This is a genomic window from Streptomyces sp. NBC_00271, from assembly GCF_036178845.1.
Lineage (GTDB): Bacteria > Actinomycetota > Actinomycetes > Streptomycetales > Streptomycetaceae > Streptomyces.
The window spans coordinates 7,916,716-7,941,824 of the sequence record NZ_CP108070.1; the positions used below are offsets into that span (position 1 = coordinate 7,916,716).

At 71.5% G+C, this 25,109-nt stretch carries 19 protein-coding genes; 17 read left to right on the plus strand and 2 right to left on the minus strand.

What is annotated here, in order from left to right; translation table 11 throughout:
• Positions 1 to 43 precede the first annotated feature (43 nt).
• The 14 genes from OG798_RS36090 (at position 44) to OG798_RS36155 (ending at position 16,314) form a co-directional block, all read left to right on the plus strand.
• The gene (locus tag OG798_RS36090) at positions 44 to 583 is read left to right on the plus strand and encodes a TIGR00730 family Rossman fold protein (RefSeq protein ID WP_095852476.1); all 540 of its coding nucleotides are present in this window, start codon (positions 44 to 46) and stop codon (positions 581 to 583) included.
• Between the two features lie 7 nt (positions 584 to 590).
• Positions 591 to 1,289 (plus strand): SDR family oxidoreductase, encoded by a 699-nt coding sequence (locus OG798_RS36095; RefSeq protein ID WP_095852475.1) that lies wholly within the window; start codon positions 591 to 593, stop codon positions 1,287 to 1,289.
• On the plus strand, positions 1,286 to 2,281 hold the full coding sequence (locus tag OG798_RS36100; protein WP_095852474.1) for a methionine synthase: 996 nt from the start codon (positions 1,286 to 1,288) through the stop codon (positions 2,279 to 2,281). Before OG798_RS36095 ends, OG798_RS36100 begins: the two co-directional genes overlap by 4 nt.
• A 15-nt stretch (positions 2,282 to 2,296) precedes the next feature.
• Positions 2,297 to 4,492, plus strand: coding sequence for an NAD-dependent DNA ligase LigA (gene ligA, locus OG798_RS36105; RefSeq protein WP_095852473.1), 2,196 nt, complete (start codon positions 2,297 to 2,299; stop codon positions 4,490 to 4,492).
• A gap of 260 nt (positions 4,493 to 4,752) precedes the next feature.
• Positions 4,753 to 6,999 carry a putative bifunctional diguanylate cyclase/phosphodiesterase gene (locus OG798_RS36110; protein WP_267062889.1) on the plus strand — a complete coding sequence of 749 codons (2,247 nt, stop codon included), beginning with the start codon at positions 4,753 to 4,755 and terminating at the stop codon, positions 6,997 to 6,999.
• Between the two features lie 329 nt (positions 7,000 to 7,328).
• On the plus strand, positions 7,329 to 7,625 hold the full coding sequence (gatC, locus tag OG798_RS36115; RefSeq protein WP_010984178.1) for an Asp-tRNA(Asn)/Glu-tRNA(Gln) amidotransferase subunit GatC: 297 nt from the start codon (positions 7,329 to 7,331) through the stop codon (positions 7,623 to 7,625).
• A 5-nt stretch (positions 7,626 to 7,630) separates the two neighbouring features.
• Positions 7,631 to 9,136, plus strand: a complete 1,506-nt coding sequence (gatA, locus tag OG798_RS36120) for an Asp-tRNA(Asn)/Glu-tRNA(Gln) amidotransferase subunit GatA (RefSeq protein WP_095852471.1) — start codon at positions 7,631 to 7,633, stop codon at positions 9,134 to 9,136.
• Positions 9,133 to 9,375 carry a hypothetical protein gene (locus OG798_RS36125; RefSeq protein ID WP_054234587.1) on the plus strand — a complete coding sequence of 81 codons (243 nt, stop codon included), beginning with the start codon at positions 9,133 to 9,135 and terminating at the stop codon, positions 9,373 to 9,375. Before gatA ends, OG798_RS36125 begins: the two co-directional genes overlap by 4 nt.
• A 16-nt stretch (positions 9,376 to 9,391) precedes the next feature.
• Positions 9,392 to 10,909: an Asp-tRNA(Asn)/Glu-tRNA(Gln) amidotransferase subunit GatB gene (gene gatB / locus OG798_RS36130; RefSeq protein ID WP_097224703.1), complete on the plus strand. Its 1,518-nt coding sequence runs from the start codon at positions 9,392 to 9,394 to the stop codon at positions 10,907 to 10,909.
• Between the two features lie 300 nt (positions 10,910 to 11,209).
• On the plus strand, positions 11,210 to 11,776 hold the full coding sequence (locus OG798_RS36135) for a GNAT family N-acetyltransferase (protein WP_328758309.1): 567 nt from the start codon (positions 11,210 to 11,212) through the stop codon (positions 11,774 to 11,776).
• A gap of 64 nt (positions 11,777 to 11,840) precedes the next feature.
• Entirely contained in the window at positions 11,841 to 12,455 is a 615-nt protein-coding gene (locus tag OG798_RS36140) for a hypothetical protein (protein ID WP_261689956.1), read from the plus strand.
• 198 nt (positions 12,456 to 12,653) lie between these two features.
• Positions 12,654 to 12,851, plus strand: a complete 198-nt coding sequence (locus OG798_RS36145; RefSeq protein ID WP_095852469.1) for a hypothetical protein — start codon at positions 12,654 to 12,656, stop codon at positions 12,849 to 12,851.
• Between the two features lie 104 nt (positions 12,852 to 12,955).
• Entirely contained in the window at positions 12,956 to 16,039 is a 3,084-nt protein-coding gene (locus OG798_RS36150) for a helix-turn-helix transcriptional regulator (RefSeq protein WP_328758310.1), read from the plus strand.
• 38 nt (positions 16,040 to 16,077) lie between these two features.
• Positions 16,078 to 16,314 (plus strand): DUF6191 domain-containing protein, encoded by a 237-nt coding sequence (locus tag OG798_RS36155; RefSeq protein WP_095852467.1) that lies wholly within the window; start codon positions 16,078 to 16,080, stop codon positions 16,312 to 16,314.
• 10 nt (positions 16,315 to 16,324) lie between these two features.
• Here OG798_RS36155 and OG798_RS36160 read toward each other — a convergent pair whose 3' ends face one another.
• Both OG798_RS36160 and OG798_RS36165 read right to left on the minus strand, forming a co-directional pair.
• On the minus strand, positions 16,325 to 17,476 hold the full coding sequence (locus tag OG798_RS36160; RefSeq protein WP_328758311.1) for a PQQ-dependent sugar dehydrogenase: 1,152 nt from the start codon (positions 17,474 to 17,476) through the stop codon (positions 16,325 to 16,327).
• Positions 17,477 to 17,593: 117 nt separating this feature from the next.
• The gene (locus OG798_RS36165) at positions 17,594 to 18,601 is read right to left on the minus strand and encodes an aldo/keto reductase (protein ID WP_095852465.1); all 1,008 of its coding nucleotides are present in this window, start codon (positions 18,599 to 18,601) and stop codon (positions 17,594 to 17,596) included.
• Between the two features lie 76 nt (positions 18,602 to 18,677).
• On the opposite strand from OG798_RS36165, the gene OG798_RS36170 reads away from it, so the two are divergent.
• The 3 genes from OG798_RS36170 to OG798_RS36180 all read left to right on the plus strand — a co-directional run bounded on the left by OG798_RS36170 (position 18,678) and on the right by OG798_RS36180 (position 25,103).
• Positions 18,678 to 19,619: a 2-hydroxyacid dehydrogenase gene (locus OG798_RS36170; protein WP_267062892.1), complete on the plus strand. Its 942-nt coding sequence runs from the start codon at positions 18,678 to 18,680 to the stop codon at positions 19,617 to 19,619.
• A gap of 197 nt (positions 19,620 to 19,816) precedes the next feature.
• Positions 19,817 to 23,020, plus strand: coding sequence for a putative bifunctional diguanylate cyclase/phosphodiesterase (locus OG798_RS36175; RefSeq protein ID WP_443053919.1), 3,204 nt, complete (start codon positions 19,817 to 19,819; stop codon positions 23,018 to 23,020).
• A 226-nt stretch (positions 23,021 to 23,246) separates the two neighbouring features.
• Positions 23,247 to 25,103, plus strand: a complete 1,857-nt coding sequence (locus tag OG798_RS36180) for an acetolactate synthase large subunit (RefSeq protein WP_095852462.1) — start codon at positions 23,247 to 23,249, stop codon at positions 25,101 to 25,103.
• The last annotated feature ends 6 nt before the right edge of the window (positions 25,104 to 25,109 follow it).

Sequence of the window (25,109 nt, forward strand, 5' to 3'; positions counted from 1 at the left end):
CAGCGCGCGTGGGACGCGGGTTCTTCCCTCGTACCGTAGGCACATGAATATCTGCGTCTTCCTCTCCGCCGCCGACCTCGACGACCGCTACACCCGTCCCGCCCGGGAGTTCGCCGAGCTCCTCGGCAAGGGCGGCCACTCGCTGGTGTGGGGCGGCTCCGACGTCGGGCTGATGAAGGTGGTCGCCGACGGGGTGCAGGAGGCGGGCGGACGGCTGCTGGGGGTCTCCGTGGACTTCCTGGCGGCCACGGCGCGGGCGGGGGCCGACGAGATGGTGATCGCCCGGGACCTCGCCGAGCGCAAGGCGCTGCTCCTGGCCAAGGCCGACGCCGTCGTGATCATGGTGGGCGGCACCGGGACCCTCGACGAGGCGACCGAGATCCTGGAGCTGAAGAAGCACGGGAAGACCGAGAAGCCGGTCGTCCTACTCAACACGGCGGGCTTCTACGACGGCCTGAAGGAGCAGTTCCGCCGCATGGAGGCCGAGGGCTTCCTGCCGTGCCCGCTCACCGACCTGGTGTTCTTCGCCGAGGAGCCGGTGGGCGCGCTGGCCTACCTGGAGGAGAGCGTGGGCACCCGGTGATGCGAGCATGGCGTCCATGGCTACACATGTGATCACCGGGGCGGGCTCCGGCATCGGCGCGGCCGTCGCCCGCCGTCTGCACGCGCGCGGGGACGACCTCGTGCTCCACGCACGCGACGCGGGCCGCGCGAAGGAACTGGCGGCCGAGTTCCCCGGGGCCCGGACCCTGGTCGGCGACCTGGCGGACCCGGACAAGCTCTCCTGGGCGTTCTCGCACCAGTCCCTGCCCGAGCGCGTCGACTCGCTCCTGCACATCGCGGGCGTGGTCGACCTCGGCCCCGTCGGGGAGCTGACCCCCAAGTCCTGGCGTCACCAGCTCAACGTCAACCTGATCGCCCCCGCCGAGCTGACCCGCCACTTCCTGCCGCAACTCCGCGTCGCCCAGGGCCACGTCGTGTTCGTGAACTCCGGCGCCGGCCTCGCCGCGCACGCCGACTGGTCCGCGTACGCCGCCTCCAAGCACGGCCTGAAGGCCCTCGCGGACTCCCTGCGCCACGAGGAGCACGCGAACGGCGTCCGGGTCACATCCGTCTACCCCGGCAGGACGGCGAGCCCCATGCAGGCGAAGGTCCACCAGCAGGAGGGCAAGGAGTACGACGCCTCGAAGTGGATCGACCCGGAGTCCGTCGCGACGACGATCCTGGTGGCCGTCGACCTGCCGCGCGACGCGGAGGTCAACGACCTGACCGTGCGGCCGGGACGATGAACTTCACCTGGGGCCCCGCCACCGGGGTCGGCTCCATGCCGGGCGACGACGCCCGCGAGGCCGCCAAGACCGTGACCGGGTCCTTCGACGACTTCCCGTTCCTGCCCGAACTGCCCGCCCGGGGGCCCGGCGCGGACATGATCGGACGGACCGCCGGGATGCTGGTCGAGCTTTACGCGCGCGTGGAGCCCAGCGGCTGGCGGATCGGAGACCGGCCGGGGCGCGACACCAAGCGGGCCAGATCCTGGCTCGGCGAAGACCTCGACGCGCTGGAGGAGTTCACCCAGGGCTACGAGGGGCCGCTCAAGGTACAGGCCGTCGGCCCCTGGACGCTGGCCGCCGCGCTGGAGCTGCGGGGCGGCGAGGCGGCGCTCTCCGACCTCGGCGCCTGCCGGGACCTCGCCGGATCGCTCGCCGAGGGGCTGCGCACGCACCTCGACGAGGTACGCCGCCGGGTGCCCGGCGCCCAGATCGTGCTGCAGCTCGACGAGCCCTCGCTCATCGCGGTGCTGCGCGGCCAGGTGAAGTCCGCCAGTGGCTACCGCACCCACCGCGCCGTCGACCGGCAACGCGTGGAGGCGACACTGCGGGACGTCGTCGGGGTGCACACCGACGGCCCGGTCGTGGTGCACTCGTGCGCACCCGACGTACCGTTCGCGCTGCTGCGCAGGACAGGGGCCGCGGCCATCTCGTTCGACTTCTCGTTGCTCACCGAGCGTGACGACGATGCCATCGGCGAGGCGGTGGAGGGCGGCACCCGGCTCTTCGCCGGTGTCGTGCCGGGCACGGACGGACCATTGTCAGACCCTGCCGGTAGCGTCATGGGTGTCAGGACGCTGTGGCGCAGGCTGGGGCTGCATCCGGGTCTTCTCGCGGAGGCGGTCACGGTCACTCCGTCGTGCGGACTCGCGGGCGCTTCCCCGGAGTACGCACGCCGGGCACTCGCCCACTGCGCCCGGGCGGCGAGATCCCTCGCGGACAACCCAGAGTAACGGGAGGACAACACGGTGGCCGGCGACAAGGACGCACAGCCCCATTCCCTGCCCGCCGAGGCACGGGAGCAGCACGCGCAGCTCGCTGAGCAGATCGAGGAGCACCGCTTCCGGTACTACGTGAAGGACCAGCCGGTCGTCAGCGACGCGGAGTTCGACCAGTTGCTGCGCTCGCTGGAGGCCCTGGAGGAGCGGTATCCCGAGCTGCGCACCCCCGACTCCCCGACCCAGAAGGTCGCGGGCGCGTACGCGACCGAGTTCACCTCCGTCCAGCACCGCTCGCGCATGCTCTCGCTGGACAACGCCTTCAGCGACCTGGAGCTGGCGGCCTGGGCCGAGCGCGTCGCCAAGGACGTGGGCACCTCGGACCACCACTTCCTGTGCGAGCTGAAGGTGGACGGCCTCGCGGTCAACCTGACCTACGAGCACGGCCGCCTCACCCGCGCCGCGACCCGTGGCGACGGCCGCACGGGCGAGGACATCACGCCCAATGTGCGCACGATCGCGGAGATCCCGGACCGACTCAAGGGCGACCACGTCCCGGATCTGGTGGAGATCCGCGGCGAGGTCTACTTCCCGATGGAGAAGTTCGAGGAGCTCAACGCCCGCCTGGTGGAGGCCGGCGACAAGCCCTTCGCCAACCCGCGCAACGCGGCGGCGGGTTCACTGCGCCAGAAGGACCCCAGGGTCACCGCGAGTCGCCCCCTGCACATGGTGGTCCACGGAATCGGCGCCCTGGAGGGCTTCGAGGGCCTCTCCCGCCTCTCGGAGGCGTACACGCTGCTGCACTCCTGGGGCCTGCCGACCACGCGGTACGCGAAGGTGGTCGACGACCTCGACGGCGTACGGGAGTTCATCGCGTACTACGGCGAGAACCGGCACTCCGTGGAGCACGAGATCGACGGAGTCGTCGTCAAGCTCGACGAGATCCCGCTGCAGGGCCGCCTGGGCTCCACCTCGCGCGCGCCGCGCTGGGCCATCGCCTGGAAGTACGCGCCCGAAGAGGTCAACACCAAGCTCGTCAACATCCGGGTCGGCGTCGGCCGCACGGGCCGCGTCACGCCGTACGCGCAGGTCGAGCCGGTCACGGTGGCCGGCTCCGAGGTCGAGTTCGCCACTTTGCACAACCAGGACGTGGTGAAGGCCAAGGGCGTCCTCATCGGGGACACGGTCGTGCTGCGCAAGGCCGGTGACGTCATCCCGGAGATCCTCGGGCCGGTGGTGGATCTACGGGACGGCAGCGAGCGGGAGTTCGTGATGCCGGCCGAGTGCCCCGAGTGCGGGACGCCGCTGCGGCCCATGAAGGAGGGCGACGTCGACCTGCGCTGCCCGAACGCGCGCTCGTGCCCGGCCCAGTTGCGTGAGCGGCTCTTCTACCTCGCGGGCCGCAAGGCACTCGACATCGAGCACTTCGGGTACGTGGCGGCGGCGGCCCTCACCAAGCCGCTGGAGCCGGCCGAACCGCCGTTGGCCGACGAGGGAGACCTCTTCGACCTCACCATCGAGCAGCTGCTGCCCATCAAGGCGTACGTCCTCGACCAGGACAGCGGCCTGCCCAAGCGCGACCCGAAGACCGGCGAGGAGAAGATCGCCACGGTCTTCGCCAACCAGCAGGGCGAACCCAAGAAGAACGCGATCGCGATGCTGGACAACATCGCGGCGGCCAAGGAGCGCCCGCTCGCCCGGATCCTGACCGGCCTGTCGATCCGTCATGTCGGGCCGGTCGCGGCGGAGGCGCTGGCGCGCGAGTTCCGCTCCATCGACCGCATCGAGCAGGCCACCGAGGAGGAGCTCGCCACCACCGAGGGAGTCGGCCCGATCATCGCCGCCTCGCTCAAGGAGTGGTTCGCGGAGGACTGGCACCGCGAGATCCTCCGCAAGTGGCGGGCGGCGGGCGTCCGTATGGAGGACGAGCGTTCCGGTGAGGACGAGGGCCCCCGGCCGCTCGAAGGACTCACCGTCGTCGTCACCGGCACGCTCGAACACCACACGCGGGACGGCGCGAAGGAGGCCCTGCAGAGCCGGGGAGCGAAGGTGACCGGTTCGGTCTCGAAGAAGACGTCTTTCGTGGTGGTGGGCGACAACCCAGGATCCAAGTACGACAAGGCGATGCAGCTCAAAGTGCCGGTTCTGAACGAGGAGGGCTTCGCCGTCCTGCTCGAACAGGGACCGGAGGCCGCCGCGGAAGTCGCCCTTCCGACCGAGGAGTAGCGGTTGAAGGCCACCCGTTCGGCGCATATCAGATGCATACGGGTGGCCGGGTCGCATTCGGGCAACCGTCGTCGACCGCTGCCCGTAGAAGGCTTCTGCGGCCTACTGTTGAGGTGTGCGCCTGCCGTGCCCAGCTGCGGTTGGGGCATCCCCTGCTCCGCAAGAGCCTGGGGAAGGGTTTTCAGACGCGGTGCCGTTGGCAGTTGTCGCCGGCAACGGGCCGCGTGGCGTGGGCACCGCCGGCTGTGAGAGGGACGGGAATGGAACCGACCGAGAGCGCCGCCCCGGACTCACGGCTGCGCCTGCGCCGGATGACCGGCGCGTGGATGGCCGGCCTCCGGACGGGGCGTCCGTCGGAGCGCCCCGGCACGGGCGGGCAGGGCTCCGCACCACCCCTCACCGTAGCCGCCCCCGCCCCGGGGGCCGGCAGGCTCGCCGCGGGGCGCGGCGGAGGCCTGTCCGGTCACGAACCCGAACGGCACCTCTCCTGGCCCACACTGCCCGCCGCGGTCGTCGGGGCGGCCGCGTTCGTCCTCGGCGGCGGCTTCTACCGGGCGTTCGGCGGCCACCACGCCCTCTTCCCGTCCGGCGCGGTCGGCTGGTCGCTGGCGGTACTGACCGGCATCATCGTCGGCCATCTGGTCGCCCTCGGCCGCGCCCGCTGGTGGGGCGGCACGGGCTCCGGCGCCGCGCTCACCCTCGCGGTCCTGCTGCTGTACGGCTGGGTGGCCGCCGGGATGGTCAGCCTGACCGTCGTCGTGCTGGTCGGCGCCGCGCGCCGAGGCCGCTGGCGCCAGGGGGTGTTGCACGGCGCGGTCGACATCCTCGGCATCGGCGCCGGAGCGCTGGTCCTCGCCATGTTCGGGCGGGTGCCGTCCGTGGAGGCGCCCTGGAACCCGGAGAGCTGGAACTTCTACGCCGCACCCGAGGTGGTGCTGGTCGCGACCGCCTATCTCGCGGTCACCCGCGTCCTGCTCTGGTACCTGCATGCGCCGGGCACCGGCGGACTGCCGACCGCCACCCGCACGGCGCTGGTCAGGCAGGGCCTGGTCGCCGTCGCGCTGCTCGGTATCGCGCCGCTGATCTGCGTGGTCGCGATCGCCCAGCCGATGCTGCTGCCGCTGTTCTCGATCCCCCTCATCGCCCTCGACTCCACCCTGTGGATCGCCCGCGTCCGGGCCGAGGAGCAACTGCGCGACCCGCTGACCGGGCTGCCCAACCGCCAGTGGCTGCTCGAACGGACCTGGACGGCTCTGGACGATGCCGAGCGCATAGGCGCGCGTTCCGCCCTGATGCTGATCGACCTCGACCGTTTCCGCTCCGTGAATGACACGTTGGGGCACCTCGCCGGGGACCGGCTGCTCCTTCAGATAGCCGACCGGCTGCGGCTGGCGCTGCCGCGCGGGGCGGAGGCCGCGCGGCTCGGCGGGGACGAGTTCGCCGTGTTACTCCCCGTCGCCGACTCCACCACGTCGGCCACGCGGGTCGCCCGCAATCTCGTGGCCGCCCTCGGCTCGCCGCTCGACCTCGACGGACTCACCCTCGTCCTGGAGGCCAGCGCCGGGCTCGCCGTCTTTCCCGACCACGCGCTGGACGCGGAGGGGCTGCTGCGGCGGGCGGACGTGGCGATGTACCAGGCCAAGCGGGACCGTACGGGGGTGGAGGTCTACGAGTCCAAGCGGGACTCGAACACACCGGACCGGCTCGGTCTGCTGGGGGATCTGCGTCGGGCGCTGGACGCCGGTGACGTCGAACTGCACTACCAGCCCAAGGTCCGCTTCGACGGACAGGTGGCCGGGCTCGAGGCGCTGGTCCGATGGGTGCATCCCGAGCGGGGGAAGGTGCCGCCGGACGAGTTCATCGCGATCGCCGAGTCGTCCGGACTGATGCCGCACCTCACCGAGTACGTGCTGGAGACGGCGCTCGCGCAGGTCGCGCGGTGGCGGGCGCAGGGACTGCGCGTACCGGTCGCGGTGAACGTGTCCCCGCGGGACGTCCACACCCCCGGTTTCGCGGGCTCGGTCGCCGCGCGGCTCGCCCGGCACGGGGTCCCCGCGGGGGCGTTGCAGCTGGAGATAACGGAGCATGTGCTCCTCGAGGACCCGCAGCGGGCCGCGGACACGCTGGCCGGACTGACCGGGCACGGCGTGAAGATGTCGCTGGACGACTTCGGTACGGGGTACTCCTCGCTGGTGCATCTGCGGCGGCTGCCGGTGAGCGAGCTGAAGATCGACCGGTCCTTCGTCGCGCGGCTCGCCGTGGACAACGAGGACGCGGAGATCGTGCGCTGCACCGTCGATCTCGCGCATTCGCTGGGGCTGCTCGTCGTGGCGGAGGGTGTCGAGGACGACGAGACGTGGGAGCGCCTGCGGGATCTCGGGTGTGACGCGGTGCAGGGGTGGCTGGTCGCGGCGGCGATGCCTCCGGAGGAGGCGACGGCGTGGCTGCTGGCGCGGGGGTCGCGCGGCTGGCAGCGGCCGCGTGCCGCGCTGCCGGCCGCGGAGTAGTTCTCTCCCACCCGCGCACCACCCTTTACGGTCACTGGACAAGCGGACCTCCGTGCGGCTTGCCCACCGTCGGCGTTCGCGCCCCGTCAGGGGCGCGGGGAACTGGGCGCTCAGCCACGGACGGCCCGCGGGTTCCGGTCGGTGATGCCAGTCCCCGGGTGGGGCGGCGCCGACGGCGAGGAACCCCCACCGGCGACTTCCATCTCGTACGCGAACCGTCACGGGTGGTGCGGGTGGGAAAGGGGGCTGAGGCAAACCCGGGCGCGGGCATCGGCCCCGGACCCATAGGATTGGGCCAAACCACACACTCTCACCCAGAGGATCGCTGCATGCCTGGCATCACGCGCGAGGAGGTCGCCCACCTCGCACGGCTGGCGCGTCTGGAGCTGAAGGCCGAAGAACTCGACCACTTCGCCGGCCAGCTCGACGACATCATCGGCGCGGTCGCCCGCGTCAGCGAGGTCGCCGACCAAGACGTACCGCCGACCTCTCACCCGCTGCCGCTGACGAACGTCATGCGCGCGGACGAGGTCCGTCCGTCGCTCACCCCCGAGCAGGCGCTCTCCGGCGCCCCGGCCCAGGAGCAGCAGCGTTTCAAGGTGCCGCAGATCCTGGGGGAGGACTAATCACCATGACGGACACCAACGTCAACATCATCAAGCTGACGGCGGCCGAGATCGCCGCGAAGATCGCCGCGGGCGAGCTCACGGCCGTCGCGGTCACCGAGGCCCACCTCGCCCGGATCGAGGCCGTCGACGAGAAGGTGCACGCCTTCCTGCACGTCGACCGCGAGGGTGCCCTCGCGCAGGCCCGCGCCGTCGACGCCAAGCGGGAGCGGGGCGAGAAGCTCGGCCCCCTCGCCGGTGTGCCGCTCGCGCTCAAGGACATCTTCACCACCGAGGGGATCCCGACCACCGTCGGTTCCAAGATCCTCGAGGGCTGGATCCCGCCGTACGACGCGACCCTCACCAAGAAGCTGAAGGCCGCCGACGTCGTCATCCTCGGCAAGACCAACATGGACGAGTTCGCCATGGGGTCCTCCACCGAGAACAGCGCGTACGGCCCCACCGGCAACCCCTGGGACCTCACCCGTATCCCCGGCGGCTCCGGCGGCGGGTCGAGCGCCGCGCTCGCCTCGTTCGAGGCGCCCCTCGCCATCGGCACGGACACGGGCGGCTCCATCCGCCAGCCCGCCGCCGTCACCGGCACGGTCGGCGTCAAGCCGACGTACGGCGGGGTGTCGCGGTACGGCATGGTCGCGTTCTCGTCCTCCCTCGACCAGGGCGGTCCCTGCGCCCGTACGGTCCTGGACGCCGCACTGCTGCACGAGGTCATCGCGGGCCACGACCCGCTCGACTCCACCTCCATCGACGCCCCGGTCCCGCCGGTCGTCGAGGCCGCCCGCAACGGCTCGGTCGCCGGGATGCGCGTGGGCGTCGTCAAGCAGTTCCGCGGCGAGGGCTACCAGGCCGGTGTCGTGCAGCGCTTCGACGAGGCCGTCGCCCTGCTCAAGGAGCTCGGCGCCGAGATCGTCGAGCTGGACTGCCCGTCCTTCGACCTGGCGCTGGCGGCGTACTACCTCATCGCCCCGTCCGAGTGCTCGTCGAACCTCGCCCGCTTCGACGCCATGCGCTACGGCCTCAGGGTCGGCGACGACGGCACGAAGTCGGCCGAGGAGGTCACCTCCCTCACCCGTGAGGCGGGCTTCGGCCCCGAGGTCAAGCGCCGCATCATGCTCGGCACGTACGCGCTCAGCTCCGGCTACTACGACGCGTACTACGGCAGCGCCCAGAAGGTCCGTACGCTCATCACGCGCGACTTCGAGAAGTCGTTCGAGAAGGTCGACGTCATCGTCTCCCCGACGACGCCCACCACCGCCTTCCCGATCGGCGAGCGCGCCGACGACCCGATGGCGATGTACCTCGCGGACCTGTGCACCATCCCGACCAACCTGGCGGGCAACGCCGCCATGTCGCTGCCCTGCGGTCTCGCCCCCGAGGACAACCTCCCGGTCGGTCTGCAGATCATCGCCCCCGCGATGAAGGACGACCGGCTGTACAAGGTCGGCGCCGCCGTCGAGGCAGCCTTCGTGGAAAAGTGGGGCCACCCGCTGCTCGAGGAGGCTCCGTCGTTGTGAGTAAGGCTCTGACCAAGGCCAAGGGCTTCAAGAAGTCCAAGTCCGGCACGTACCTGTCCATCGCGAGCACCGCGTTCGGAGCGATCGGCGTCGCCAAGCAGGCCAAGAAGGCCCGTACGGAGCACGACACGCTGCGCCTCATCGACGCGGCCGTGTCCGCCGCCGCCATCGTCACCGGCCTCGCCATCCTCTACCGGGAGCTCAGGCGCCTGGGCGACGACGACGTCCTGCTGGGCTGAGAGGGAAGTTTTCACCGTGACCACCACGACCGACGAGCTGGTGTCGTACGAGGACGCTCTCGCGACGTACGACCCCGTCATGGGCCTCGAAGTCCATGTCGAGCTCGGTACCAAGACCAAGATGTTCTGCGGGTGTTCCACCGAGCTGGGCGCCGCGCCCAACTCGCAGACCTGCCCGACCTGCCTCGGCATGCCCGGCTCGCTGCCCGTCGTCAACGCGACCGGCGTCGAGTCCGCCATCAAGATCGGCCTCGCGCTGCACTGCGAGATCGCCGAGTGGTGCCGCTTCGCCCGGAAGAACTACTTCTATCCGGACATGCCGAAGAACTTCCAGACCTCCCAGTACGACGAGCCGATCGCCTTCAACGGCTACCTCGACGTACAGCTGGAGGACGGCGAGGTCTTCCGCGTGGAGATCGAGCGCGCCCACATGGAGGAGGACACCGGCAAGTCGCTGCACGTCGGCGGCGCCACCGGCCGAATCCACGGCGCCTCGCACTCCCTGCTCGACTACAACCGCGCGGGCATCCCCCTCATCGAGATCGTCACCAAGCCGATCGAGGGTGCGGGCGAGCGCGCTCCCGAGGTCGCCAAGGCGTACGTCGCCGAGCTGCGCGAGCTCATCAAGGCGCTCGGCGTCTCCGAGGCCCGCATGGAGCAGGGCCAGATGCGCTGCGACGTGAACCTGTCGCTGCGCCCGCACGGCCGCGAGAAGTTCGGCACGCGCTCCGAGACGAAGAACGTCAACTCGCTGCGCTCCGTGGAGCGTGCGGCCCGCTTCGAGATCCAGCGGCACGCCGCGGTCCTCAACAGCGGCGGCACGATCATCCAGGAGACCCGCCACTTCCACGAGGACACCGGGTCCACGACCTCGGGCCGCGTGAAGGAGGAGGCCGAGGACTACCGGTACTTCCCGGAGCCCGACCTCGTCCCCGTCGCCCCGTCCCGCGAGTGGGTCGAGGAGCTGCGCGCGGGCCTGCCCGAGCAGCCGCTCGCGCGTCGCAACCGCCTCCGTGAGGAGTGGGGTGTCTCGGCGCACGACATGCAGTCGATCCTGAACGCCGGTGCCATCGACCCGATCGTCGCCACGATCGAGGCCGGGGCGGACGCGGCGTCCGCACGTAAGTGGTGGATGGGTGAACTGGCGCGCAGCGCCAACGAGTCGGGCAAGGCCCTGGAGGACCTGCCCATCACTCCGGCGCAGGTCGCCCGGGTGGCACAGCTCGTCGCCGCCGGAGACCTGAACGACAAGCTCGCCCGCCAGGTCATCGAGGGCGTGCTCGCGGGCGAGGGCACCCCGGACGAGGTCGTCGACAAGCGCGGTCTGAAGGTCGTCTCGGACGAGGGCGCGCTGACCGCCGCCGTCGACGAGGCCATCGCCGGCAACCCGGGCGTCGCAGACAAGATCCGCGGCGGCAAGGTGGCCGCGGTCGGCGCCCTGGTCGGCGCGGTCATGAAGGCCACCCGTGGCCAGGCCGACGCGGCCCGCGTCAAGGAACTCATCCTGGAGAAGCTGGGCGTCAGCGAGGGCTGAGTACCCGTAAGTACCCACCTGAGGGGATGCATCGGAACCGATGCATCCCCTCAGGCATGCCCGCGGGCCCCCTGGTGGTCAGGCATCCGTAGTGATTCGTCGCCTCCTGGTCCGTGCCGCGCGCAACACCCACGCCGTCCCGAAGACGCGGCGGACCGGACCCCCCTCCACGATGGGCGGAACCCATGCCGGACACCATGTCTGGCATAGGATCGCTCAGCCAATCAGAGACGCCGACCGCTGCGACGGACGCCCAGGTGGACGTACTGGAGGTCGTACAGGAAAAGGAGCGGCAGCAGGATGTACGCGATATCCCTGGGTGACGACGGTGCGGAACTGCGACCCCTGGAGCCCTGGCAGGCGGAGGAGTTCCTCGCGCACCTGGACCGGGGGAGGGAGTTCATCGGGCAGTACATCCCCTTCGGGTCCAAGGCCACGGACGTGCCCTCCGCGCGGGAGACACTCCAGCGGTACGCCGACATGCGCGCCGCCGACACCGGATCCCTGCACGGCCTGTGGCTGGAGGGGAAGCTCGTCGGCGGGGTGCTCTTCCTGAACTTCGACGCCGAGCACGGCAACTGCGAGGTCGGCTGCTGGCTGGAACCGGCCGGCACCGGACGCGGTCTGGTCACCCGGGCGATGCGGATCCTCATCGACTGGGCGGTCGAGGAGCGCGGGATCCACCGTGTGGAGTGGATCGCCGCCTCCGCGAACGTGCCGAGCGTGAACGGCGCCCGGCGGCTCGGGATGACCCGGGACGCGGTGCTGCGGGAGAGCTACCCCCACCGGGGAGTACGCCTCGACATGGAGGTCTGGTCGGTGCTCGCGCCCGAGTGGCGGGCGGCACGCGCGCGTGAGCGACGATGATCTCGGTCGTCGCTCGCAACGATCATTAAGAGACTTCTCAGACTCCGTCCGTACGGTGCGGGTCATGGGAACCAAGACAGTTGACGAAGCCGTGGACGCGAACGGCACCGAGGCAAAGAGCGACGAGGAGACCGTGAACGCCACCAAGACCGACGAGGCGCCGGACGCCGAGGTCGAGGAGACCGGCAACGCCGAAGCCGAGGACGCCGAGGACGCCGAGGACCAGGACGACCTCGACGCCGAGGCCCTGGAGGGCGAGGACACCCCCGAGGCCGAGAAGGGCACCCCCGGCGTCGGCCAGGGCGCCGCCGCCGTCGTCTCCGCCGGCCTTGGCGTCGTGTCCCTCACCGGCAGCTGGGTCGCCACCGTGGCCGCCGCCCGCGAGACCCTCGTCGGCCAGCTGGGGACCTCCTCGACCGCGAGCGTCGCCAAGCAGGTCAAGGAGGTTTACGGCGATGCGTGGGCGACCACCGCGCTGGTCGGCGGCCTCTTTGCGCTGGCCGCGTTGATCGTCGGCGTCGTGGTCCTGGTCCGGCCCGCCTTCGGGGCCCCCGGCAAGCCGCAGGCCGCCTGGATCAAGTCGGTCGCCTGGGCGGGCGTCTCGCTCGGCGTCATCGGCCTGGTCCTCGCCGTCGCCAAGTACTCCGACATCATTCTCGGACTGCCGTCCACCAGCTGAAACCACGCCTGAAACCACGGCTGGATCTCCGTACCTCTGAGGGGCCTTAGAGCCGCCGTAAGTCACTTACGGCCGCTCTAAGGCCCTTCGCGTGCGCAAGATGCGGAACTCTCCCGATGTGACGCACCCCCCTGGGAGACGAAGGTTGAGGCATCGCGGAAAGCGATGACGAAACCGACTCCTCACGAGGGACACGACATGTTCGAGTACGAGCTCCAGCAGATGCGCTCCAACGAGCTGATCCGCGAGGCACAGAACCACCGTCAGGCGCAGGAAGCCCTCCGTGGCCGTCGCGCCGCCCGCCGCGCCGCCGCGCGCGAGTCCGGGCAGAACGACCCGGAGGGGCAGGCGCATAGCCCGCGTCCCCGCCGGCACCGGTTCGCCCGCGCCGCATGAGCGCGGGGGCGGGGGGCGGCCGTACGGGGGTCGGCCGCCTCCCAGCGAGCGGGGCGGCGGTCGCCCGCTCGATAACCAGTGCCGCACTGTCAGACCCCTGTGCGATGCTCGGGCCTGTGGAATCCAGGTCCGTCAGCCCGGTGTTCGTCGGTCGCACCGACGAACTCGGCGTCCTGCACGACGCGCTCGCCCGTACTGTCGCCGGGGGTACCTCCCAGGCGTTCAGCACCGGGGGAGAGCCGCAGGCGTTGCTGCTCGGCGGTGAGGCCGGGGTCGGGAAGACCCGCCTGCTCGAGGAGTTCGCCACCGCGGCCGTCCGCGAGGGCGCCGTCTTCGTGAGCGGCGGCTGTGTGGAGATCGGCGCCGACGGACTGCCCTTCGCCCCGTTCTCCACCGCCCTGCGCGCCCTGCGCCGACTGCTCCCCGACGAGCTCGCCGCCGCGGCCGCCGGACAGGAGGACGAGCTGGCCCGGCTGCTGCCCGAGCTGGGCGAGACCGGCCGCGGCGGCCGGCCGGACGAGGAGGGCATGGCCCGCCTCTTCGAGCTCACCGCCCGCCTCCTGGAGCGCGTCGCCGCCGACCGCACCGTCGTCGTCGCCCTCGAGGACCTGCACTGGGCCGACGCCTCCACCCGCCACCTGCTGGCCTACCTCTTCCGCACCCTGCGCAGCGGCCGCCTCGTCGTCATCGCCACCTACCGCGCCGACGACATCCACCGCCGCCACCCCCTGCGCCCCCTGCTGGCCGAACTCGACCGCCTCCGCACGGTCCGCCGCATCGAACTCGGCCGCTTCAGCCGCGCCGAGGTCGGCCGTCAGATCGCCGGCATCCTCGCCCACGAACCCGACCCCGCCCAGGTCGACGACATCTTCGAACGCTCCGACGGCAACGCGTTCTTCGTCGAGGAACTCGCCGTCGCCGCCCACCAGGGCTGCCGCACCGGGCTCACCGACTCCCTGCGCGACCTGCTCCTCGTCCGCGTCGAAGGCCTCCCCGAGAGCGCCCAGCGCGTCGCCCGGATCGTCGCCGAGGGCGGCTCCGCCGTCGAGTACCCGCTGCTCGCCGCCGTCGCCCGGCTCGCCGAGGACGACCTCATCGAGGCGCTGCGCGTCGCCGTCGGCGCCAACATCCTGCACGCCTCACCCGGCGGCGACGGCTACCGCTTCCGCCACTCCCTGGTCCGCGAGGCCGTCAGCGACGACCTGCTCCCCGGTGAGCGCTCCCGTTTCAACCGCCGCTACGCCGAAGCCCTGGAGGCCGACCCCACGCTCGTCCCGGCCGACGAGCGCGCCACCCGCCTGGCCAGTTACTGGTACCACGCGCACGACGCCGCCAAGGCCCTCCCCGCCGTCCTCGACGCCTCCGTCGAGGCCCGCCGCCGGCACGCCCACTCCGAGCAACTCAGGCTCCTGGAGCGCGCGATGGAGCTGTGGGAGGCCACCCCCGAAGCCGTACGGGACGAGCTGCGCCCCATCGACTACGTGGAGGTCTTCCCACCCTGTGGCTGCGACCCGGCCACCACCCCTCTGCGCTACCTCGACCTGATGGCCGAGGCCGCCGTCGCGGGCCGGCTGTGCGGGGAGCGCGAGCGCGCCCTGAAGATCACCAAGCGGGCGTTGCGCGTCCTGGAGGACGAGGACGACCCCCTCCGTGCCGCCTGGTTCTGGATCCAGCGCTCCCGCCTGGTGCAGGCACAGGCCCGCGGGGACGGCTGGACGGAGCTCGCCACCGCCCGGGACCTGGTGCGCGGCCTGCCGCCGTCGGAGGTGCACGCCGAGGTGCTCTCCATGGTCGCCGCCTGGTGCATGCTGCACGAACCGGGTCCCGGTGCCCTCTCGGCCGCCGAGCGCGCCGTGGAGTACGCGCGCATGGTGGGCGCCCGGGACATCGAGCTGAACGCCCGGCTCACGCTCGGCGGCCTCATGGTCGACGCGGGCGACGTGGAGACGGGCATCGCGGAGATGTACGAGGTCAAGGAGCGGGTGCTCCGGCACGCCCCCTCCATGGTCACGGGACGCGTCCACATCAACCTGCCCTCACACCTGGAGTCCGTCGGCCGCTCCCGGGAAGCGGTCACTGTCCTGCGCGAGGGCGTCGAACTCGCCCGCAAATCCGGGCTGTTGGACACCGAGGCCTGGGTGTGGGGCAACCTCTCGGAGTCGCTCTACGCGCTCGGCCAGTGGGACGAGGCCGTAGAGGCCGCGCGCAACGCGCTGGGTGTCGGGCTCAGCGGCAAACCGTCCGGCAGCGGTGCCATGCGCCTCGCGGACCTCGCGCTCGCCCGCGGCGACCTCGCCGAAGCGGCACGTCAACTCGCCTCCGCTCGCGCCCACTTCGGGACCCACGACCCCATGCCGCAGCACTCGCTGCCCCTGGTCCGCACCGCGATCGGCATCGCCGCCGGAGAGGGACGCCTCCTCGACGCCCGCGCCGCCGTGGAGGACGTCCTGGACGCGGGCTTCCCGCCCGGCACCCAGCGCTACGGCTGGCCGCTGCTGCTCGCCGCCGCCACCGCGGAGGCCGACGCCCGCGGACTGCCCGTCGCCGAGGCGGGCCGCGCCGGGACCCTGGAGCGGCTGCGCGAGGCCGCCAAGTCCCTGGCCACCGGAGCACCCGTCTGGCTCGCCCACGAACAGTGGGTACGCGCCGAGCTCCGCCGCGCCGAGGGCACGGCCGACCCGCACGAGTGGTCCGAAGCGGTCACCGCCTTCGAACCGCTGGAGCGCCCCTACGACCTCGCCCGTGTCCGGCACCGTCTCGCCGAGTCCCTGCTGATCGCGGGCGCCGACGAGGACGACCGGGCCCGTGCCACGGAGCTTCTGCGGCTGGCCGGGGCGGCGGCCGGCCACCTCGGCGCCCGCCCGCTCGCCGACACCGTCGCGCTCCTCGCCCAGCGGGCCCGCCTCGCCCTGGGCCGCGCCCCCGAGCCGTCGGCCCCGGCTCCCGCCGACCCGGCCGAGGCCCTCGGCCTCACCAGCCGTGAGCGCGACGTCCTGCGCCTGGTCGCCGCCGGCTACAGCAACCGCCAGATCGCCGAGGAACTCTTCATCTCCCCGAAGACCGCCAGCGTCCACGTCTCGAACATCCTGGCCAAGCTGGACGTCTCGGGCCGGGGGGAGGCGGCGGCGCTGGCGCACCGGCTGCGTCTGTTCCCCCAGGAGGCCCCCACTGCCCGGACGGCGGGCTGAGGCATACGCTGGCGGGGACCCGGGCCGAGGGAGGCGCCGTGTTCAACATGTTCGAGGAGCTCTTCGCACCAGGCCGTAAGCACACCGACGACGAACGCAAGCGACTCGAACTGAGCCGCGTGGACCTGAACGACGGTGACCCGGGCCGCGGTCCCATAGACCTGACCTCCGGCAAGGTGGTCGTACGGCTGCCCAAGCAGGAGCGGGACCAGGAGCAGGAGGGCGGGCAGGGCGACACGGGGGAGGAACCCGTGTCGCAGCCGGACGAGTCCTGAGGCCGGACGCCTACTTCACCTCCAGCTCCAGAATCCTGTCGTCGCCCTTGCCGGGGCTGCCGCGGCCGTCCGTCTCGTTCGTCACGAGCCAGAGCTTGTCGCCGCCCGCCGGGACCACCGTGCGCAGCCGGCCGTACTCGCCCTTCAGGAAGGCCTGCGGGGCGGCGGCGGCCTCCGTGCCCTTCAACGGGATGCGCCACAGCCGTTGGCCGCGCAGCCCCGCCATCCAGATGGAGCCCTCGGCGTAGGCGATACCGCTCGGGGAGGCCTGGTCCGTGTGCCACTGGGCGACCGGGTTGTGGTACTTCGGGTCGTCGTTCTTGCCCTCGACCACCGGCCAGCCGTAGTTGTCGCCCGGCTTGATCTGGTTCAGCTCGTCCCAGGTGTCCTGGCCGAACTCGGACGCCCACAGCCGCTGCTTGTCGTCCCAGGCGAGGCCCTGCACATTGCGATGCCCGTACGAGTAGATCACCGAGTTGTCGAAGGGGTTGCCGGGCGCCGGGTCGCCGTCCGGCGTCATCCGCAGGATCTTGCCGCCGAGCGCCTTCGTGTCCTGGGCCTGCCCCCGGTCACCCGTCTCGCCCGCCCCCGCGTACAGCATCCGGTCGGGACCGAAGGCGATCCGCCCACCGTTGTGGATCATCCCCTTGGGAATGCCCTTGAAGATCGTGTCCGGCGCCCCGAGCTGCTCCCCGGACGGCTTCTTCTCGTCGTACAGCATGCGGACGATGCGGTTGTCCGAGGCCGTCGTGAAGTACGCGTAGATCATGTGGTCGGAGGCGTACGCGGGGGAGAGCGCGATGCCGAGGAGGCCGCCCTCGCCGGCGGGTGCCACGCCGGGCACCTGGCCCAGTTCGGTCTTCTTGCCGGTCTTCTCGTCGACCCGTGTGATCGTCCCCTCGTCCCGCGAGGACACCAGCAGGCCACCCTCCGGCAGCGGCGCCAGGCCCCAGGGCGACTTGAGGCCCTCGGTGACGGTGCGCACCACCTTCACCGAACCCTTGGCGGGCGCGGCCGTCTCGGTGGCCCGCGGGGCGGACGACGACGCTGTCCCCGAACCGCTCGACGACGGGATCGGGCCGCCGATCGGCGCCCCTCCTCCGCCACCGGAGGAACAGCCGGCCGTCACCACCAGCGCTGCCGCGGCCAACACGGCCTTCATCACTCGACGTTGCACGATCAGAGGTCCCTTCGACGCGGCGGTCCTACTGTTCATACACCGCGCGAGTCCCAGGGGTTCCCGAACCGGAACACCCGGTCCCTCCGGAGCGGGGCGGCCTCAGTCCCAGGACCCCCGCGCCCCCGGCAGCGCCGCCACCTCCGCCAGGTCCTCCGCCGTCAGCCGCAGCCCCGCCGCCCCGGCGTTCTCCGTGACCCACCGCTCCCGCTTGGTCCCCGGCACCGGGACCACGTGCCGTCCCTGGGCCAGCACCCAGGCCAGCGCCACCTGGGCCGGGGTGACCGTGTTCCCGAGCAGGCCGTGGCGCCGGGCGATGCGCCGCAGCCCGACGACGATGGGCTGGTTCGCGGCCATCATCTCGGCCGTGAAGCGGGGGTGGCGGGCGCGCAGGTCATCGGGTTCGAACCCCTCGCCGGGGGTGAGCGTGCCGGTCAGGAAGCCGTTACCGAGGGGCATCGCCGCCAGGAAGCCCACCCCGCGCGCCGCGCACCACGGCAGCAGCGTGTCCAGCGCCTCCGTCGACCACACCGACAGCTCCGCCTCCACCGCGCTCACCGGGAAGACCTGCTGCACCCGCTCCAGTTGCCGGATCGTTCCGTCGTGCAGCCGCGCCCCCGCACGACGGGCGGATCGGGCGCCCACCGCGCACAGCCCGAGCGAGCGCACCTTTCCGGCCGACACCAGGTCGGCCATCGCGCCCCACGTCTCCTCGACCGGAACCTCCGGGTCCGCGCGGTGCAGTTGGTACAGGTCGATCACATCGGTCTGGAGGCGGCGCAGCGAAGCGTCGCACGCCCGCCTCACATAGCCGGGGCGCCCATTGGCCACGATGTGCTGCTCGCCCACCAGCAGCCCCACCTTCGTCGACACGAAGGCCTCGGAGCGCCGCTCCTTCAGCACCCGCCCCAGCAGCAGCTCGTTGGTGAAGGGCCCGTACATGTCGGCCGTGTCGAGGAGCGTCGACCCCTGGTCGAGCGCCGCGTGCACCGCGCGCAGCGACTCCTCACCGCGCTGTCGCGAACCGGTGTACGCCCAGCTCATCGGCATGCACCCGAGCCCGATCGCCCCCACATCGAGCGTTGCCGCGCCGATCGTCCTGCGCTCCACCTGGCCCTGCCCCTCCTTCTTCCGGCACCCCAACCTAACCTCTGCGCGACCGGGCCCCTGGCATAGCCTCCTGAGCATGACTTCCGATGTGTGGCTTCCCTTTCACGCCGACGAGATCGAGGGCCTCCCCGAGGGCCTGAGCTACCGCTTCTGGGACGGCGACCAGGAGTTTCCCGCGGATCCCGCCGACTGCGAGTTCTACGTCGTCCCCTATATGAAGGCGCCCGGCGTCGGGCAGCGGCCGCTGGCCGAAATGACCTCCCTGCGCGTCGTGCAGACGCTCTCCGCCGGGGTCGACCACGTCCTGCAGAGCGTGCGGTCCCTGCCCCCGGGCGTGCAGTTGTGCAACGCACGCGGAGTGCACGAGGCGAGCACCGCCGAGCTGGCGCTCACGCTGATCCTCGCCTCGCTGCGGGGCGTCCCCGGCTTCGTACGGGCGCAGGACAAGGGGGAGTGGCACTCCGGATTCCATCCGGCGCTGGCCGACAAGTCCGTACTGATCGTGGGTTACGGCTCGATCGGATCCGCGATCGAGGACCGGCTCACGCCCTTCGAGGTAGCGCGGGTGGCGCGCGTCGCGCGCTCCGAGCGCACCACGGCGCGCGGTCCGGTGCACCCACTCACGGAACTGCCCGCACTGCTCCCCGAGGCCGACATCGTGGTGCTCTCCACGCCCCTCACCGACAGCACACGGGGCCTGGTGAACGCCGAGTTCCTGGCCCGGATGAAGGACGGCGCACTGCTGGTGAACGTCGCCCGCGGGCCCGTCGTCGACACCAAGGCGCTCCTCGCCGAGCTGGACAGCGGGCGCCTCACCGCGGCCCTCGACGTCACCGATCCGGAACCGCTGCCCCAGGGGCATCCCTTGTGGCAGGCGCCCGGCGTGCTCATCAGCCCCCATGTCGGCGGCCCCACCTCCGCGTTCCTGCCGCGCGCCAAGCGGCTTCTGACCGCGCAGTTGAATCGTTTCGTGAACCGGGAACCCCTGGGCAACGTGCTCCTTACGACGGGCGCGTAGCCGACTTCGGGCACCCTCCGCAGTCCGGCGAATGCGGGCGGTGTCCGCGCCGCCTCTGATCGTCACGGAGCGTAGAGGCACTATGTCCCTGAGTGACGAGACTGGTGTATCGTCCCGACAGGGGCTGCGCCGCGCACCGTTCGGCGCCGGGGATGGACATTCGGACTGCGAGGGGGGCGACGGGCGATGCACGGCCTATGGACCAACGATCCGACGCGGCGGGGCCGCCGACGACCCTGGCGCGCGGCCGCGCGCAGACGCGGCCACGGCGTCCATGGTGGTCACGGTGGCCATCACCACCGCGGGCACAGCGGCCGCAGAAGGCATGCGCACCCAGCGCACACGGGCCAGCGGGACCCCGCCCGGACCGGGTGGGCCCGGTGAGTTCCCCCGGGGCGCTGCTGTCCCGTCGGCCGTCGTACGGCGGTGGAACGGGCCTGATTCCGCAACTCGTGCTGGCCCTGGTGTGCGCGGGCTACGCCTTCGGGTCCGCGCTCGGCTGGGGCTCCGCGAGCCTCGCGCTGTTCATGGGCGACTTCGGGCTGAGCGCCGCCGCGGGCACCGCCGCGGTCTCCTGCTTCCTCTACGCCCGCAGCCGCCGCAGCCGCTTTCGACCCGCATGGCTGCTGTTCGCGCTCTCCTCCACCATGGCCTCGCTGGGCAACGGAGTGTGGGGGTGGTACGAGGTCGTCCTCGACCGCCAGGTCCCGAGTCCCAGCTACGCCGATCTCTTCTTCCTCTGTTTCGCTCCGCCCGCCATCGTAGGACTGCTCGTGCTAGCCAAGAGGCCCGTGACCAAGGCAGGTTGGGTCTGCCTGGCGCTCGACTCCTGGCTGATCGGCGGTTCCCTGCTCACGCTGTCCTGGAGCCTCGCGCTCGCCCAGGCGGCGAAGTTCGACGGGCCGAGCGTCGCGCACACCGCGCTCTCGCTGGCGTACCCGCTGCTGGACATCGCCCTGGTCAGCATGGTGCTCGCGCTGCACTTCAGGCGCTCGTCGGTGAACCGCTCGGCGGTGAACACCGCGATCGGCGCGCTCGCCCTGACCGTGATGTGCGACGCCCTGTTCACCTCGCCCCTCCTGCACAACAACTACCACTCCGGGCAGCTCCTCGACGCGGGCTGGTTCGCCGGGTCACTGCTCCTCGCGTACGCCCCGTGGGTCGGTCCCCGGCTCGGGCAGTCGACCGCCGACGGTCACAGCACGGAGGAGCCCCGTAGGGACGGGCACGCGCGCGTGGCGCACGAGCACATCCCGGGGCCCCGCCAGGGCGGACCGGGGATCACCCAGGGATCTCAAGGGCCTCAAGGGCCTCAGGGGCCTCAGGGGCCTCAGGGGCCTCAGGACGGTGGCCACAACCGGTACCCGATCACCCGTCCGATCGCCGGATCGCTGGCCGCACTCACGCCCTACCTGGCCGCCGCCGTGTGCACGCTGGGCATTCTCTACAACGTCCTGAACGGCCGCAGCGTCGACCGCGTCGTGCTCATCACGGCCGGCCTCGTCGTACTCGCCCTCGTGGTGCGCCAGGGCATCATGCTGCTCGACAACATCACCCTCACCCAGGAGCTGGCCCAGCAGGAGAACCACTTCCGCTCCCTGGTGCAGGGCTCCAGCGACGTCATCATGATCGCCGCACCGAACGGCATCCTGCGGTACGTCAGCCCGGCCGCCGCCGGGGTCTACGGCCGCAACGCCGAGGACCTCGTCGGCTCCGAGCTCGCCTCCCTCATCCACCCCGAGGACCTCGGCTGCGTGATGCACGAGGTGCGCCGCTTCCTGGCCGCCAGCCACCTGGAGGAGCCCACCACCCGCATCGAGTGCCGCTTCAAGTCCGGCGACGACGGTTGGCTCAATGTGGAGTCCACCGTCAACCGACACCACGGCGGCCTCATCTTCAACAGCCGTGACGTGACCGAGCGGGTCCGGCTCCAGGCGCAGCTCCAGCACAACGCCGAACACGATCCGCTCACCGACCTGCCCAACCGCGCGCTGTTCACCCGGCGCGTCCAGCAGGCCCTGTCCGGCCGTCGCTCCACCGACCGCGGCGCCGCGCTGCGCGGCACGGCCGTCCTCTTCATCGACCTCGACGGCTTCAAGGCCGTCAACGACACGATCGGGCACCAGGCCGGCGATGAGCTCCTCGTCCAGGCCGCCCGCAGACTCCAGGACTCGGTGCGGCAGGGCGACACCGCCGCCCGCCTCGGCGGCGACGAGTTCGCGGCGCTCATCGTGGGCGACGGCAGCCGCGACCGGAACGCGCGCGAACAGCAGATCCTGGAGCTCGCCGACCGGCTGCGGATCAAGCTCTCCCAGCCGTACGCCATCGGCGGCAACGATGTCCGCGTCGCCGCGTCCATCGGCGTCGGCTTCGCCGAACCGGGCCTGGGGGCGGGCGAGTTGCTGCGCAACGCCGACCTCGCGATGTACCGGGCCAAGGCGGCCGGAAAGGGCCGCGTCGAGCTGTACGCGCCCCAGATGCAGCAGGACGTCGTACGGAAGGCGGAGCTGGCCACCCGGCTGCGCTCCGCACTCCAGGACGGCGAGTTCGCACTGCTCCACCAGCCCGTCGTCTGCCTCGGCAATGGCCGGATCGTGACGGTCACCGCCCAGGCCCGCTGGCGTTCCTCCCAAGGGGTGCTCTTCACGCCGGCGGAGTTCCTGCGCGTCGCCGAGGACAGCGACAAGACCGCCGAGCTGGGCCGATGGATGCTCGAGGAAGCCGTCGAGCAGGCCGCCGAGCGGGCCGCCGCGGGTGTCACGGTGCCCGTCGCCGTGCGGATGAGCGCCCGGCGCCTGCTGGACCGCTCGATGCCTCTCGGCTCCGTGGAGGCCCTGCTGACCCGGCACGGGCTCGCCTCCGGCTCCCTGATCGTCGAGCTGGCCGACACCGACCCCCGGGTCTCCCTGGACGAGCTGGAGCGGCGGCTGAACACGCTGCGGCGGCTCGGCATCCGGATCGCCCTGGACGGATTCGGCAGTGGTTACGCGGCCATCACGACGCTCAGAAGGCTGCCCGTCGACGTACTGAAGCTCGACCGGGGCCTCGTCGAGGGTGTCGTCGAGTCCGCCCGGCTGCACAAGATCACCAGCGGGCTGCTGCGGATCGCCACCGACCTCGGGCTGCAGTCCGTGGCCGACGGTGTGGACCTGCCCGAGCAGGTCGTCGCCCTGCGCGCGATGGGCTGCACGCACGGACAGGGCATGGCCTTCTCCGGCCCGCTCGACGAGTACCGGCTGCGCAGAGCGCTGTCCTGCGGCCACTATCCGGTGCCGCACGGCCCGGCCGAGCCCGCGTTCGCGGGCGGCGGCGCGGGGGTGTATACGAGTGGTGTGCCCGCAGTCTTCGGAGGCGGTACGGCCCTCCGCTCACATAATGAGACTCCCGTCCCACCCACTTGACAGTCAGTGCGTGCCGGGGGGAGGGTCAATGCCATGCGCACCCGAATTCTCGTACTTGGAAAGCGCGTCGGCTGAAGCTGGTGGCCACCGGACGGACCCGGAACACCCAGCGACCGCACCCGGCGCGCTCCCCTCGCTTGCCTCACGGCACGAGGGGTTTTTTGTTGCACAGGCACCAGTCGTACACCGCACAAAACTCGCAAAAACCCTCAGCATCGAGAAGAGAATGCCGATGACCGAGCAGGCCACCGGGGCCCATCACCCGCAGCCGCGGCCCCGTTCCGGAGGACAGCAGTCCGCCCCCGAGCACGTCACGGGAGCGCAGTCCCTCATCCGCTCGCTTGAGGAGGTCGGGGCCGAGACGGTATTCGGCATTCCCGGCGGCGCGATCCTTCCGGCGTACGACCCGCTGATGGACTCCACGCGTGTGCGGCACGTGCTCGTGCGGCACGAGCAGGGCGCGGGTCACGCGGCCACCGGTTACGCGCAGGCCACCGGCAAGGTCGGCGTCTGCATGGCGACCAGCGGCCCGGGTGCCACCAACCTGGTGACGCCGATCGCGGACGCGCACATGGACTCGGTGCCGCTCGTGGCGATCACCGGGCAGGTCGCGTCCAAGGCGATCGGCACGGACGCCTTCCAGGAGGCGGACATCGTCGGCATCACCATGCCGATCACCAAGCACAACTTCCTGGTGACCAAGGCCGAGGACATCCCGAGGACGATCGCGGAGGCCTTCCACATCGCCTCCACCGGCCGCCCGGGTCCCGTCCTCGTCGACATCGCCAAGGACGCCCTCCAGGCGCAGACCGTCTTCCAGTGGCCGCCCACCCAGGACCTGCCCGGCTACCGCCCGGTGACCAAGCCGCACGCCAAGCAGATCCGCGAGGCCGCCAAGCTGATCACCCAGGCCAAGCGGCCCGTCCTCTACGTCGGCGGCGGCGTCCTCAAGGCCAAGGCCACCGCCGAGCTGAAGGTCCTCGCAGAACTCACCGGAGCGCCCGTCACCACCACCCTGATGGCGCTCGGCGCATTCCCCGACAGCCACCCGCTGCACGTGGGAATGCCGGGCATGCACGGTGCGGTCACCGCCGTCACCGCGCTGCAGAAGGCCGACCTGATCGTCGCCCTCGGAGCCCGCTTCGACGACCGCGTCACCGGCAAGCTGGACAGCTTCGCCCCGTACGCCAAGATCGTCCACGCCGACATCGACCCGGCCGAGATCGGCAAGAACCGCGCCGCGGACGTGCCGATCGTCGGTGACGCCCGCGAGGTCATCGCCGACCTGGTCCAGGCCGTGCAGAAGGAGCACAGCGAGGGCCACGCCGGCGACTACGCCGCCTGGTGGAAGGACCTCAGCCGCTGGCGCGAGACCTACCCGCTGGGCTACGAGCAGCCGGACAACGGCTCCCTGTCCCCGCAGCAGGTCATCGAGCGCATCGGACAGCTCGCCCCCGAGGGCACCATCTTCGCGGCGGGCGTCGGCCAGCACCAGATGTGGGCCGCGCACTACGTCCAGTACGAGCAGCCCGCGACCTGGCTGAACTCCGGCGGCGCCGGAACGATGGGCTACGCGGTCCCGGCCGCGATGGGCGCCAAGGCCGGTCAGCCGGGCAGGACGGTCTGGGCGATCGACGGTGACGGCTGCTTCCAGATGACCAATCAGGAGCTCACCACCTGCGCCCTGAACAACATCCCGATCAAGGTCGCCATCATCAACAACGGCGCCCTCGGGATGGTCCGCCAGTGGCAGACCCTCTTCTACAACCAGCGCTACTCCAACACCGTGCTGCACTCCGGCCCGGACGCGGACGGCAAGCAGCCGAGCGCCGGCACCCGCGTCCCCGACTTCGTGAAGCTGTCGGAGGCCATGGGCTGCTACGCGATCCGCTGCGAGTCCCCCGAGGACCTCGACAAGGTCATCGCGGAGGCGAACTCGATCAACGACCGCCCCGTCGTGGTCGACTTCATCGTGCACGAGGACGCCATGGTGTGGCCGATGGTCGCCGCCGGCACCTCGAACGACGAGATCATGGCCGCCCGGGACGTCCGCCCCGACTTCGGCGACAACGAAGACGACTGAGACCGA